Here is a 12,996-nt window from a genome sequence, read left to right as displayed (position 1 = left end):
ATGCTTGAGGGTGGTTTTGGCTTTGGGCTAACCGCTATTCCAGGCTGAGCTGTGGCCCCAGTCGATCTTGCGCTAGAAATGTGCGATCGCCCGGAATGGGAGCCACAGGTTCCGTCAGCGTAAATTCTCCCGCCTCGATCCACTGCTTTAGCTCCTGGGCTATTTGTCGCGCCAGAAAAATGCTAGACAGCGGCGCGGCGCGGACGCTGCGGCCGTCGAGGGTGATGCGACCTGATTTGAGCTGGGCATAGCTGACCAGTCCGAAGGTGGGACGCACCCGCCGAGGAATCGAGAAATCCACCACCGGAGCCACCAAGTCGGCATCCTGCACGGCGCAGCGCTCCACGACTGTTTCATTCAGCACGGGCAGCGGCACGCCAATGCCAATCATCAGCGACGGGCCGTAGCCTTTGAAATAGCAGCCCTTAACCCAGCGATCGCTCATTTGCTTGGCATCGCCAATTAGCGCCAGTGTCGCTGCCGGGCCGATGGGTGTGCGGTTGGGCAGCCGCTTTTGCAGGGGGAAATGCTGGGTTCCCTCCCAGGCCACATAGCCCACGCCGCCCCCCAGAAAAATTCGCGTGCCAATGCCTACCAGTTTCAAATCGGGGTCATTGAGCAGGGGCGACAGCGCTCCTGGATTGGCATAGACTGCATTGCCTAGGCGCGGCTGGAGCGGGCCGAGGTAGGTATAAAGCGGGCGATCGCCCCCATTCACGCCCACGATAAAGTTCTGATACAGATTGCGTGGGTTAAATAGATAGAACTGATTAATCGTATCGCGGGTAATCGTCGTCTCTACCGACGCACGGGGATAGCAGTCCGTCACCTGGCCGATCGCCCGCAGCTTTACAGGTTTGCCAGCAATCAAATCGGCGATGACATGGCCGCCGCCCCGCTCTCGCGGCACATTGCGCCCTTTGCCCTCGCGCAGTTCCTCCGGATCAGGCGTATCCCACGCGCCGCCCATCTCCGCCATCTGACTCGCGCCCAGATACAAGTCCACCGCCCCAAAGCCCGAATAGGCCATCACGCCATCCAGCCAGCACTGGCGAATTTTAATCGGCGGGTCCGTATGCCCCAGGTTCAGCACCGCCCCAGATGACTCCGCAGGCTCAAATGTGCCCGTCGTCACTACGTCCACCGTCTTCGCCACCTGGGCCACACCCAACTCTGCCACCCGCGCCTTTAGCTCCTCCACCGTCCACACCACGGCTGTTTGCTGCTGAATCTTGTCGTTAATTTCGGCGATCGTTTTCATAGGGGATCGGGGTGCAGGAGTGGGGTTGCAGGGGTCAGGAGTCAGGCTTCGGGATGGGGGCGCTAGAAGTCCCCCTTGGTGAAGGGGAGGGGATCTTTACGCCAGGGGACGCAAGAGTTGGGCGGATTTCAAGTCCCTCCTAGATAGGCTAGATAGGAAAGGTATAGGAGAATCTGCATCCTTGGCGACGACTAGCATCTTTCAGCAAAACGCCTGATGATAAGGTTAGGGCAAATGATTCGTTCGCATCTCGGTCAACCCCTTATCTATAGTTAATCTTCAATTCCTGACTCCTTCTCCTACTACTCTGAACCTCTGGACATGCTGACACTCGAAACGTCTTCCCAACGCGACTGGGCCCCGATTTTGCGAGAATTTGACGCGGTTTTGGGCGAGTCCGGCGTGATTCGGCGCAAGGAAGAACTGCTGGTCTACGAATGCGACGGGCTGACCAGCTACAAGCAGCGGCCGGCGGTGGTGGTGCTGCCACGCACGACGGAGCAAGTAGCGCAGGTGATTCGAGTGTGCGATCGCCATCAAGTCCCTTTTGTCGCCAGAGGCGCAGGCACGGGACTCTCCGGCGGGGCGCTGCCTGTGGAAGACTGCGTGCTGATCGTCACCGCCCGCATGAACCAGATCTTGGACATTGACCTAGAAAATCAGCGCGTCGTGGTGCAGCCCGGTGTGATCAACAACTGGGTGACGCAAGCCGTCAGCGGCGCTGGCTTTTACTACGCGCCCGATCCCTCCAGCCAGATTATCTGCTCCATCGGCGGCAACGTGGCAGAAAACTCTGGCGGGGTTCACTGTTTGAAGTATGGTGTGACGGTAAACCACGTCCTGGGGTTGAAAGTGGTGACGGCGACCGGCGAGGTTGTCGATTTGGGCGGCAAGATCCCTGAAATGCCCGGATACGACCTGACTGGAATCTTCGTCGGCTCCGAAGGGACGCTGGGTATTGCCACAGAAATTACGCTGCGGATTCTAAAAGCCCCGGAGACCATCCGCGTGCTGCTGGCGGATTTTTCTAGCGTGGAAGCAGCGGGACAAACTGTGTCGGACATTATCAGCGCGGGCATTATCCCCGGCGGCATGGAAATGATGGACAATTTCAGCATCAACGCCGTGGAAGATGTCGTCGGCACGAACTGCTATCCCCGCGATGCTGAGGCGATTTTGCTGATTGAGCTAGACGGCTCCAAGATAGAAGTGGACACCAACACGCAGCGCGTCGAAGCCCTCTGTCGCCAAAACGGGGCGCGAAACATCACTGCCGCCAGCGATCCGCAAGAGCGGCTGACGCTGTGGAAAGGCCGCAAGGCCGCCTTCGCTGCGATGGGCCGCATCAGTCCCGATTACTACGTGCAGGACGGCGTGATTCCCCGGACGAAGCTGCAATATGTGCTGCAAGAAATTGAGGCGCTGAGCCAAAAGCACGGCTATCGTGTGGCGAATGTATTTCATGCGGGCGACGGCAACCTGCACCCGCTAATTCTCTATAACAACGCGATTCCTGGAGAGTTGGAGAAAGTCGAGGAGCTGGGCGGCGACATCCTGAAGCTGTGCGTGAAGGTGGGCGGCAGTATTTCGGGTGAACATGGTATTGGTGCAGACAAGCGCTGCTATATGCCCGAAATGTTCTCTGCTGCCGATTTGGAGACGATGCAATACGTCCGCCAGGTGTTTAACCCCAAAGGGCTGGCGAATCCGGGCAAGATCTTTCCTACGCCCAAGACTTGTGGAGAAGCCGCAAGGGCGATCGCCCCTAGCGCATTTCCCACCCTAGAACGGTTCTAGAGGATAAGATAAGCCTCATGACCGAACCAACGATCTGACTTGCGCCCAAGCATCTTCGCCCAAAATGAGTTGATAGAACTATTGCTCGCCTATTTCTCGCCTTATCCCTTCGGCGCTGGGCTTTAGTTAACCAAGCTGCTGTATCCCTGAATGATCAGGAGGATCAGCAGGTAAGCGAGTTGGCTTGCCAGCCAGGAACTTGCAATTCCAGCGCCTATGGCAAACAGAAGGACAAACACCAATCGTTCGTCTGCTTGCCCTGCTGCATTCGCGGAATTGGGAAAAGAGGGAATCGCGGCGATCGCCGAGGGAATCAACCCAGCCACGACAACCGTGAGGCAACTTGCCACGAGATGAAGCCACATGCCAGACGCAGGGTTTCCGTCGTAGCCATAGAGGAAAACCACCAAACTTGCGCCTGCGATCGCCCCGACATACGCAAAGAATGGAAGAATGATCGGGACAAAAACAAACCCGGCAGCCTGGGATTGTATCCACTCCTGGTGCAGCGTTTGTAACCAGAAAATCCCTGAGGGCATAGTCAAAATTGCTCCGGCGATCGCACCCAGCAAAACCATCAACATCGATATCCACGATGCGCTGATCACAAAAGCAAGCACAGATCCGACAATCAACGGACTGACAACCAGACTAAGCAGTAGGTAAGTTTGCATGGTTTAATCACACCTGTTAGCTTCTTGCGTTCACATGAAGTCAGAAGCGGAGCTTGGATTGGATTTGAAACGTTGATTGCCTAGAAAAGGATGAAATTCGCCCTTCAGATCTATTCTTCAAACAGGTGGTTCGGGATTCCGTAGTGTTGACAAAAATCGGATACATCTAAATCGAAAACCTTCCGTAAGTTCAAAGAGTAAATTTGAGATTGACGCTTAAAAAATTCGTAGATTACCCCTCCTTCCTCCTTGTAGCACAGGCGACTTGACCTCAGGAGTGCGCTCTATTAATCTACGGTCATCAAGTTTCTTAAAGATTTTCTGACTCTGCTCAAACATAGAAATAGTTGCTGCGATGCCATTGTTAAGTTGCGTGGAGTAGTGCAGGAGTAGCGCGATCGATAGAGTGTTCATTTTCTAATGTTTTATTAATTCCAATTCTAGGGATTCTGTTTCTAGGATTCTCATTGTTTGAAGGTTTCGGTCTGTTCCATCGCGCTTGCTCGACTCTAGTTGTGATGCAATACCATTAATTTCTTTGGGATTTCTTAATAGGGCGAGTCTACGTTCTGTGATTAGATTCTGCTGAGTCAGCTTTACTGAGTTCAAAGGGATTTTGTAGTTTTATGACTTCATTTTTCAATCGGGTTCTTGTTGGGTTCCTCGCTGGAGTTTTGTTACTGCTGTCTGCGCTAGTCGGCGATGGGGCGATCGCCGCTCCGATGAGCATCACACCTCCAGTGCTAGCCAAGGTTGCCGAGCCAACGCTGTCCTCCCAACTCAAGAGCTTCATCGAAACCCTGTCCAATACCCAGGAAGTTATTGATGACTACGCTTCGGATGTCAGCAAACTCGTGCCGAAGAGTCTCAAAGATGCTCAGAAGCTGGCAGATGACCTGAAGCTAACTCTGGACAAGTTGGCGACTGCGCCTGCGGGTTCTGCTGAGCAAGCCAAACTCTCCAAGAGTTTTGTTAAAGCTAGCGCCAAGCTGAATGAGTCGGTCGCTGCGCTGGATGCCTTAAAAGTCGAATCTGACACCGTGGCTGATGCGTCTAAGGCTGCTGCAAGCAAGCTCCAGGCTGATCTGAAGGCGTTTGCTGACGATGCTGGAAACGCTCTGAAGGAGCAGATCGAAACTAAGGTCTTCGGCTCCAAGGACTTGGTTTCTCAGGCAGCTCAGGCAATTAAGCAGCTTGCAGACGATGCCAGCAGCATCAGCACGGGGTCTGTCGATGTCAAGTCGATTTCTGAGCACCTGGCCAGTTTGAGCAAGGTCGTCGAGCTGGCTTCTTCGCTGACCAGCAAATAGCAGGGTGATTTATCGGGTCACACTGCTTTTGCAGTTGTGGTGACGGTTGTGATTGCAGCGGTGATTGCAGTGGTGACCTGATAGCCCGTCCTCGATCGAGCCTTAGTGCATCTGCTTTTCTCGGTATTTGTTGACTTGGATTGCTTGCTTGACGAACTCGATTTAACGATTTTGTTTGATGACTTGTCCTTATCTAACGCTTGGTTTTCTAATTGGCTGGTCGATTTTGGAGAAGTATCTTATCCGTCCAATTCGTCCACTTTGTCCAAATTTTGTCTGAATATTGATTCCCGTTTAGCTTTTTGCCCCTCTTTTCTAAATAGGATTGTTTGAACATGAAGAACTTAACGTCTTTAGCAATTCGTTCGGCTGGCGTGGCTGTGCTGCTGACAGGTGCAACGCTGGCGGCTCCTGCTTTTGCTCAAGATCCAGCGGTGGTGCAGACGGCTACTGATTCTTGCATTAGAAATGCCCAGCAGAATGGCTTTGCCCTTAAGGAAGTCGTGGAAGCGGGTGCTTCTGACCGTCCTGGTAAGGATGCGAAGGTGGTGCTGATGGTGACCAAGGACGGTGCAGATGCTCGTCAGACCTGCTACTACAGCGTGGCCGATGGCGGCGTGACGTTTGACGATGCGGTGGGTGCTGCCCGGAACTTCCCTTGGTGGTGGCTGCTGCTGCCGATCGTGGGCTTCCCCCTCTTGCTGGCGTTATTCCGCGGCCGGGATACCGTGACTCGCACGGTGGCTGAAGACCCCCGCTATGTGGGCGCTCGTGAAGTGCGTCCGGAGGGAGTTGTCCGTTCTGCGGACCAGTCGGTCAATGTCCACTCTGGCCCAGACAGCAGCTACCGCGTCACTAGCACGCTCTACGACGGGCAGCGCGTTGCGCTGACAGGTCGCCGCGAAAACAACTGGGTGGAACTGGCCGAGGGCGGCTGGGTGCAGTCTCAGTACATTGACGCAGCGTTCACGGGCTATGCCAACCGCTAGGGGCTGCCTCTGGGATTGACCAACCGCGTTTAGACGACTGATTCGATTTCGTTTTCAAGACTGCTGTGCAGCATCGCCGCACAGCAGTTTTTTCCGTTTCTGGGAACCCGTCACACGATCAACCAGACCAGCCAGTTCACCAAGCTAAGAATCATCAGCGTACGCCATAGCTGCTTGAGGGCTTTGCTGGCAGGCGTGTTGGAATTGGCAATTTTCCACAGTAGCCACGCCAGCAAAATGGCTAGCGCGGTTGGAATCAGCAGATTTTTGACCACAACGGGAAGCTGGAGCGTGCTGGCCCAGGGGATGTAGGCTGCGCCGATGAGATAGGCGATCGCCCAATAGGTCGCCAGGGCATTGGCTTTTTCTGCATCGCCGGGGAGGGGCTGCGTTTCCCAACGTTCCAGCAGCCCGAAGTTTCGATCTCGATGGTGAAACCCTACTTCTGAACCGATCCAGCCCAGATCCACTTGGGGGAGCCGAAAGAAGATCCACACCCCAGCCACAGAACACAGCCAGAGGGTAGACCATTCGCCAAACCGCCGTAGCGTATCGATCCAGCCGCTTTGAGCAAGCTCAAGCTGAGAACTATCCAAGGGGGCACAACCCGTCACCAGTCCAATCACGCCGATTGTCGTCACCATCAAACGCCAAAACTGTCGTGAGAGGGGCATATCTACCTCATATATTTCTCATAGGGGGTTTGCCATAGTCACACCACAAATGCTCTTAATTATGAAATCAAGGCGATCGCCCTCGATTTCGTCAATTTCTTATTTTTCTGCAAAGTTCACGTAAAATCATCCTGCTTTGAGCGTGAATTTTGGGAATTCTGAACTGTGAATGGGAATGTCCCTTCAGGAGCCGCGAGGCATCCGGTGACGCTGGATTCGGATCGATTGTTTGTTGGGTCACGGTCACGAGACGCACGCTCCAAAACGCACAGAATTTCCAGGGAATTTTATGAAAACGCAAGTCGGTTCGGCGACGACTCGGCAATGGACGTTGGGCTGGAGGCCTGTTTCGGTCATGCTGCCAGGGGCGATTCGCAAAGCGATCCCTGCGGGAATCGCCCTCCTGCTCACGGGTTGTCCAGCAGTTACAACCTCTGCTTCACAATCTGAAATTAGCAGCGACGCTAGCAATTCAGCATCGCCGCAGCCAGCAGCAGATTTGGCGAGTTCTAAGACACCATCAACACCGACAGAAAGCGGTTTGCAGACCACTGCATCACCAGCGGCAGCTACCAAAAGCGGCACTGAGGAGAATTGGGCTGTGCAGCAGGCAATACTTAACGATCCATTGCTCAGTGCAGCTATTACTCGAGAATTTGAGCGAGTGTCAGGGCGCGACCCGGCAGATATCCATCCGCTGCAAGTGGGGGCGATCGCCGTCGTTGAAAACTACGCCTTGGCAGAATACTTTGCTGGCGTAGGCGATTTGCCAATAGATGGCTATGGGCTGCTTATCCGACAAAACAATCGGTGGCTCATGCTCGACAGCATCGGGTTTCCAGGAGAAATTGTGACGGCTCAGATGGCAAATTTGGGCTTGCCAGAGGCGACGATTCAACAGTTGTTGAACGCATTTCGGCAAGCTGGGGCAAACTTTGAGGTTTCTGATATGCCCATGTATGAACCCATCATGCCCTGTGTGACCCGACTTGACGACCCCAATCCACCGACCAATGTTCGATTCACACCTGTAGTGGCTTCGGATAATGCCATTGGGCAACTCCCCAACGGCACTTCTCTTACAGTCATCGCGCCGCTGGACGGCTGGCTCAAAATTCGGCAGCCGCTGGTGGGCTGGGTGTCGATGAATCTGACGCGGGTGTCCTGCGGCAGTTCGCTTGCAGAAGTGCAACGGAACCTGGATGAATTGCAGGCAAAGGAAGAAGAACTCGCTGTCGAAGCCGCTGATACACTAGTGCGCTATCTCTATCGCGGTGCGGATGGAGCCTTTGCTGAAGCGGCGATCGCCCGTTTTAATGGGTTCGCCATCGATAAGTTCTACGCCCTCGAAGCAGCCCTCGACCGACATACAGAAGAAGTTCGCCGCCAGGTGTTGCAGCAGGTGATCGCCTCAGGAATGCATCCTCAAGCTAGGGCCAACTTTAACGAGGCGCTGCTCAATCGATTGGATTTGTCGCCGACCCTAAAAACGTGGCGCTCGCTCAACCCCTAAGCCTGCTCGATGCCGAGCTGAAATGAGCCAAACGACCCCATCGAAAAAAGCCTTTGCAGGAACTTTTATGAAAGCGATGAAAGTATGGACTTACTTTGCTCTAGTCCAACGGTTAGGTAGACCTGTCAGGATTTTGCCGATGGTGCTGCCGGGGGCGATTCACAAAGCGATCCCTGCGGGAATCGCCCTTCTGCTCGCGGGTTGCCCAATATCTACAACCTCAGCCTCGCTGTCGAAAGAAGATGGTGCCGGCGGTGCGCCCAGCACTCCTGCCCAGCAGACAGCCAGTGCATCGGCAGCGTCTACGTCCACTGGGACGTCACCTGAAGGATCAGCAGCACAGGCTGATCGCTTACAGACACCAGCCACCCCAGCAGCAGCTAAAAGTAGCGCCAGCGCGCAAAGAAAGCAGTACGACAGGCCTTGCTCAATGACCCATCGCTTAAGACAGAACTTCAGCAAGCTCTGGCAGACTATAACACGCCAGATCGAACACTGGTGCCGCTGTCGGTGGGGGCGATCGCCATTGTCGAGAACTATGCTCTGGCAAAAGCTGAGGGAGGATATGAAGACCTGCCCATTATTAATGGGTATTACCTGCTCAGGAAGCAAAATGGTCAGTGGACGATTATAGACAAGGTCGGTCACGCTTCCAGCATTGAGACCGGTCAACTGACGCTCCTGGGCTTGTCGAACGAGGTCATTTCTAGCTTACTCGATGCGCTGCAAACGGCTGACGCGGATCTTATCGTCTCTGACACGCCAGTGATTTCGCGAGAGCAGGTTGTGTTGGGCGGCATTTCCGTCGATATGACCGTCGCCCAGGTAAAGCAGCGGTTAGGCCAGCCGCTCTCTGAAAAGGTTGAGGACACGGGCTGCTGCGGCCCCCCTAATTTACTTGGAATATCCCCAATTTTTCGCTGGGGCTATCCGAGGATGGCGTTTTTCAAATGACTGCCACCCATCGTGATGTGGCGACGGGGGCAGGGGTGCGCGTGGGAGACACCCACGAGGCGGTGACTAATGCCTATGGTTCGCCTTCTGTGGCAAGTGGCGAAATGCTGACTTATTACGTTAGCGGAGCGTATGAATCCGAGTGGTTTTCCTTCGCGCTAGAAAACGGGCGCGTTGTGGAAATCACATACGAAACCTTACTGAATTGGGGCGGTTTTGAAAGGGGGCGATCGCCCTTTGTCTATGCTCCAAACCCGCTAAATCTCTCGCTCCACCACTAGCGTTTCACTGGGACGCAATGCCCTAACTTGGTCGGTCAGGTCGAGCCAAGGCTGAAGCTGGCCCGCTTGGAACGTGCGGCTCATGACGACGTAGATCGAGGTCTGATCGCCGCCAATGCCTGCGTTCACCACAGGTCGCCAATCCTCGGCGCGGAGTTCGTCGGTAATGCGCCACCGTCCGGTTTCTCCGTCGCCCACCCAGCGCAGCCGCCGCGAAAAGCGGAAGGGGGCAGGCTTTTTGCCGACAATTAGCATTTTTTGCAATAGTTTGCGGATTAGGTTGGGGAAGAAGCGCCCCACCGTTAGCATGACCACGCGCAAAATCATCAGGTTGAGCGGGGTCATCTGCTTTTGCTTGGCCCAGCCGAGATTTCCCTGAATTGTGAGGTCGTCGGGTTCCAGGTGAATATCATAGCGGCCGACGAGGTGACCCACGGCGTTTTTCAGCTTGCGGCCCTGTTGTACTTGCAGAGAGAACTGCGTGTCGGAAAGCAGGAGGCGATCGCCCCGAAACAGCTTAAACACGCCGCCCTTATTCAGCCCCAGGTATAGCTCCGTATCGCCCCGGCGATCGACCAAAATCTTCGCCTCCGGCAGCCACAGGCTTTCCTTGGGGCGATAGTCCACCGTCGGGCGCTGCGGCACAAAGTCTTGCCACGCCAGCAGATAGTTCCAGGTGTGGTGGCCAATGATGTGGTCGTCGGCATAGCAGGGGGCTTTGCCATCTGCCAGCCCGCGCAAAAAGCGATCGTTAATGCTCAGCGCCTCCGGCATCCACTGCCCCACCAACTCAAAGCCGTAGGGGAAAAAGTTGTAGGTATTGCGGCTGGTGTATTCGCCGCCAAAGGAGCCGTCGGGATGAACGAAATGCGCCGCCAGCCCCACGGCTTTTTCTAGCGACTCCTTCAGGCGAACATCGGGAATCAGCCGATGCAGCCACGCCAGGCAGGAAATCGTCAGCGTGTGATAGCCCGGATCGCAGCCTTCATATTCCTGAAACCAGCCTTCCGGGCTTTGCCAGGACAGCACCTGCTCCAGCCGCTGCGCCTTGGCGCTGTCCCAGTGGGATGTGTTCAGCATCCGCGACAACAGCTCCAGACCCAGCACAATCAGCGCCTGGTGGTTGGTCAGCCGGCCGCTCTCCTGATGATGCGCCAGCCAGTCGGCCCGCCGCACGAGAAAGCGGATGATCTCGTCATTTTGCAGCCCCAGCCGCCGATAGCTTTCGACAAACGCCAGCAGCGAAAATGCCGCCGCGCCGCCCGCCCGCTCAAACGGAAAATAGTCATCGCAGGAGCCATCTTTGTGGGCGCTTTTCGCCGCGTAGAGGATTCCTGCCTCCACCCAGTTGCGGATGGCAATCTGTCGGTAATAAGGATTCTCTGGTGCGTCCGTCTCGTAGGCCAACGCCAGCGGCAGCACAAACTCCTGCGCCATGCCGCTGGGAAAGTCGATGATTTTGTAATGCCAGAAGTTGCGATCGAAACAGCCGTAGGTGGGGCTGTGGGGATTGCGATCGCCCAGCGTCAGGATCTTGGGAATTTGGGCCAGCGCCTCACGGGCGAAGAGGTCACGCATTGCTTTAGAGTAATAAGACGATAGAGTGGCTTGCTAGAGAAGTAGTAACGCTAGATTTTCGTTTCTTTTCACCTGGTGCAACGAACAAATTAGCAATTAACATTGAGGATTTTTACTGCTTGATTCAAAAAGGAGAACGGATCTCCCAAAAAATGCCGAACCCTGAGCATTTCGTGTACTGAACCTACCAGGTAGGTTCAAAATGAGCGATTGCGTTCATTGCTCTATCCAAACTTCGAGAGCAAGCTCTTGCGGTATTAGCTTGCCAGTTTTGGTTAACAAACTGAATAAGTTGACCGTTGTAATCTCTGCCAATTTTGGCAGTACTACCTTGAGGAGGAACAATCGCATCACGCAGGCTGCGCCTCCTTGACCTTTTAGTCAACTCAATCAACAAACGTTTGGGATCAGGTTCAGAATCTATATTGTGAGGAATTAAGTTTACTGAAATGCCCAAAAACTCTGCAAATGCTTCACGATGTGCCAGCAACCAAGCCTCTACTTCTACAACTGCAACTCGAAAAATTAAATTTGGGTGTTTTGGACAAGGCAGCCAATCCCGAAAGCACCAATGGACATTCATTATTATCCAGATCCGTTAGCACTAAGTAGGGTGAACCCTTTGCAGCTCGGTTTACACCTGGAAGAATTTTTTTAAGATAACCATAACCATTTCTTTTTAGACAACTTCCAATAGAAAAAGGACGTTGAGACGAGTGCATCCCAATTTTGCAAGACTCATGTTGAGAATTGCCCATTGAGGTAGGCACAACGTTGCTTCAGCACCTGCGGAACGTTATCTTTGTCCCACTGCGCCCCCGATATCTTGATTCGCCGCCCAAGTTGTTTAACGGTCGATTCAATTGCCCCGGAACCAATGGAGACTCCTTCAGCTTGATAGTAGCCATAATTGACAATCCGCTGTCGATGCTTGTTAAGGTAGCTAACGAAATTCGTAACCCGCTCGTGTTGCCAATCCTCAAACTGTGCAATTGCGCCCTCGACATCGCCTTGCCACAAACAGGTTTCCACGGCATCTAAACGTTGCACAGAACCACCCACTTTGCCCAAATTCTCAACCAAGTGATACCAGTCCAAAATCTCCCGTCTTTGGGTCTGGTTGCCAATCTGGGTGTAGACATTCCAGATCCCATCATGCCCATCTCCAATACAAGTCAATGGGTCAGATAAAGACTGAACATTGACCCAGTTGACCAACTGCTCATTGTCTTGAAAGAAGGCAGCAACACAGGACTCGTGCAGATTCACTGCCTTGTAATCTCGCCATTCACTCGGTTCTCCTTCGGGTGTTCGCAATCGCACTTTACCTCCATCGATACTCATCTCCTCAACCGTTTCTTCCACTTGCGGTAACTCAAAGATTTGACGATGCACTAATCGCTGTTGAGTACTGTGAGAAACCTTTATCCCAGTCAACACTTCAATGTCTTCTGCCGCCCGCTCATACGATTCATTGGCACTCACCAACAAACAACACCGCTCCAGGTAAGGACTCCATCGTGTGTACGCTTTCACCTCCAGAATTTGAGCTTGTTTCTCACTCACTTGCAGTTGTCCAAGGATGCTCTCGATGCGACGCTTTCGTCCACTTGTCGTGCCGCTACTTGTTGCAATAAAAAATCCCCGATCTCTGGGCTGACATGTTCGAGCAGATGTCCTCGCACTGCCGCCTCAATCCCTGCCAACGTTTTCACTTGCTCTGGGTCAGTTTCCTCGTATAGCAGAGCGGCAAGGGCACGAGCATGGGCTTGGATTTGGGTTTTTTCTCAGCGTCCATGACGGTATCGGGTAAAAGTACAATACTCAAAGTTTATCGCTATCGCCAAAGTCTAGAACTAAGCACTTTTACTCATCGCAAAAGTGGGATGCACTCCGTTGAGACTGCTTAAGTATTTCCTTCAACACTGCTTCGCTTAAATCATCCTCAACCGCTAAATTAATAGG

The 12,996-nt window shown here is 53.8% G+C and carries 12 protein-coding genes; 6 read left to right on the top strand and 6 right to left on the bottom strand.

The window, feature by feature from the left end:
- Nucleotides 1–34: 34 nt before the first annotated feature.
- Nucleotides 35–1,261: a homocysteine biosynthesis protein gene (locus O77CONTIG1_RS15935; protein ID WP_068512437.1), complete on the bottom strand. Its 1,227-nt coding sequence runs from the start codon at nt 1,259–1,261 to the stop codon at nt 35–37.
- Nucleotides 1,262–1,582: 321 nt separating this feature from the next.
- Between O77CONTIG1_RS15935 and glcD the strand changes: the two genes are divergently transcribed.
- Nucleotides 1,583–3,058 (top strand): glycolate oxidase subunit GlcD, encoded by a 1,476-nt coding sequence (gene glcD / locus O77CONTIG1_RS15930; protein WP_068512434.1) that lies wholly within the window; start codon nt 1,583–1,585, stop codon nt 3,056–3,058.
- A 122-nt stretch (nt 3,059–3,180) separates the two neighbouring features.
- Here the strand turns inward: glcD and O77CONTIG1_RS15925 are convergent, their stop codons facing one another.
- Nucleotides 3,181–3,636, bottom strand: coding sequence for a hypothetical protein (locus O77CONTIG1_RS15925; RefSeq protein WP_156435347.1), 456 nt, complete (start codon nt 3,634–3,636; stop codon nt 3,181–3,183).
- 770 nt (nt 3,637–4,406) lie between these two features.
- On the opposite strand from O77CONTIG1_RS15925, the gene O77CONTIG1_RS15915 reads away from it, so the two are divergent.
- On the top strand, nt 4,407–5,042 hold the full coding sequence (locus O77CONTIG1_RS15915; RefSeq protein WP_068512426.1) for a hypothetical protein: 636 nt from the start codon (nt 4,407–4,409) through the stop codon (nt 5,040–5,042).
- A 335-nt stretch (nt 5,043–5,377) separates the two neighbouring features.
- The gene (locus tag O77CONTIG1_RS15910) at nt 5,378–6,031 is read left to right on the top strand and encodes an SH3 domain-containing protein (protein ID WP_068512420.1); all 654 of its coding nucleotides are present in this window, start codon (nt 5,378–5,380) and stop codon (nt 6,029–6,031) included.
- A 110-nt stretch (nt 6,032–6,141) separates the two neighbouring features.
- Here the strand turns inward: O77CONTIG1_RS15910 and O77CONTIG1_RS15905 are convergent, their stop codons facing one another.
- Nucleotides 6,142–6,705: a hypothetical protein gene (locus O77CONTIG1_RS15905; protein ID WP_156435345.1), complete on the bottom strand. Its 564-nt coding sequence runs from the start codon at nt 6,703–6,705 to the stop codon at nt 6,142–6,144.
- A gap of 289 nt (nt 6,706–6,994) precedes the next feature.
- Here O77CONTIG1_RS15905 and O77CONTIG1_RS15900 point away from each other — a divergent pair, with 289 nt between their 5' ends.
- The 3 genes from O77CONTIG1_RS15900 to O77CONTIG1_RS15890 all read left to right on the top strand — a co-directional run bounded on the left by O77CONTIG1_RS15900 (nt 6,995) and on the right by O77CONTIG1_RS15890 (nt 9,453).
- A complete protein-coding gene (locus O77CONTIG1_RS15900) occupies nt 6,995–8,218 on the top strand; it encodes an SH3 domain-containing protein (protein ID WP_156435343.1) in 1,224 nt (407 codons plus the stop codon).
- Nucleotides 8,219–8,641: 423 nt separating this feature from the next.
- Nucleotides 8,642–9,172 (top strand): hypothetical protein, encoded by a 531-nt coding sequence (locus O77CONTIG1_RS15895; RefSeq protein ID WP_156435341.1) that lies wholly within the window; start codon nt 8,642–8,644, stop codon nt 9,170–9,172.
- A complete protein-coding gene (locus tag O77CONTIG1_RS15890) occupies nt 9,169–9,453 on the top strand; it encodes a hypothetical protein (RefSeq protein ID WP_068512409.1) in 285 nt (94 codons plus the stop codon). The genes O77CONTIG1_RS15895 and O77CONTIG1_RS15890 overlap by 4 nt, the downstream gene beginning before the upstream one ends.
- On the opposite strand, the gene O77CONTIG1_RS15885 is transcribed toward O77CONTIG1_RS15890, so the two are convergent.
- From O77CONTIG1_RS15885 to O77CONTIG1_RS15880, 3 genes are all read right to left on the bottom strand, one after another.
- Entirely contained in the window at nt 9,430–11,031 is a 1,602-nt protein-coding gene (locus O77CONTIG1_RS15885; RefSeq protein WP_068512406.1) for a hypothetical protein, read from the bottom strand. The two genes, O77CONTIG1_RS15890 and O77CONTIG1_RS15885, sit on opposite strands and share 24 nt — an antisense overlap.
- A gap of 184 nt (nt 11,032–11,215) precedes the next feature.
- Nucleotides 11,216–11,614, bottom strand: a complete 399-nt coding sequence (locus O77CONTIG1_RS23680) for a hypothetical protein (RefSeq protein ID WP_197673209.1) — start codon at nt 11,612–11,614, stop codon at nt 11,216–11,218.
- Between the two features lie 155 nt (nt 11,615–11,769).
- Nucleotides 11,770–12,806 (bottom strand): ISKra4 family transposase gene (locus O77CONTIG1_RS15880; RefSeq protein WP_410503509.1). Its coding sequence is split into 2 segments (ribosomal slippage): nt 11,770–12,674 and nt 12,674–12,806, totalling 1,038 coding nucleotides; the frame shifts between segments, so codons are not numbered across the junction.
- Nucleotides 12,807–12,996: the final 190 nt, after the last annotated feature.

Origin of the sequence: Leptolyngbya sp. O-77 (assembly GCF_001548395.1) — a bacterium.
Lineage (GTDB): Bacteria > Cyanobacteriota > Cyanobacteriia > Elainellales > Elainellaceae > Thermoleptolyngbya.
This window is presented reverse-complemented; position numbering and strand designations above follow the sequence as displayed.

Excerpts from the sequence above, each read along its gene's own strand:
- O77CONTIG1_RS15885 (WP_068512406.1), bottom strand. The coding sequence starts at position 11,031 with ATGCGTGACCTCTTCGCCCGTGAGGCGCTGGCCCAAATTCCCAAGATC.
- glcD (WP_068512434.1), top strand. The coding sequence starts at position 1,583 with ATGCTGACACTCGAAACGTCTTCCCAACGCGACTGGGCCCCGATTTTG.
- O77CONTIG1_RS15910 (WP_068512420.1), top strand. The coding sequence starts at position 5,378 with ATGAAGAACTTAACGTCTTTAGCAATTCGTTCGGCTGGCGTGGCTGTG.
- O77CONTIG1_RS15935 (WP_068512437.1), bottom strand. The coding sequence starts at position 1,261 with ATGAAAACGATCGCCGAAATTAACGACAAGATTCAGCAGCAAACAGCC.
- O77CONTIG1_RS15900 (WP_156435343.1), top strand. The coding sequence starts at position 6,995 with ATGAAAACGCAAGTCGGTTCGGCGACGACTCGGCAATGGACGTTGGGC.
- O77CONTIG1_RS15925 (WP_156435347.1), bottom strand. The coding sequence starts at position 3,636 with ATGGTTTTGCTGGGTGCGATCGCCGGAGCAATTTTGACTATGCCCTCA.
- O77CONTIG1_RS23680 (WP_197673209.1), bottom strand. The coding sequence starts at position 11,614 with ATGAATGTCCATTGGTGCTTTCGGGATTGGCTGCCTTGTCCAAAACAC.
- O77CONTIG1_RS15890 (WP_068512409.1), top strand. The coding sequence starts at position 9,169 with ATGACTGCCACCCATCGTGATGTGGCGACGGGGGCAGGGGTGCGCGTG.
- O77CONTIG1_RS15905 (WP_156435345.1), bottom strand. The coding sequence starts at position 6,705 with ATGCCCCTCTCACGACAGTTTTGGCGTTTGATGGTGACGACAATCGGC.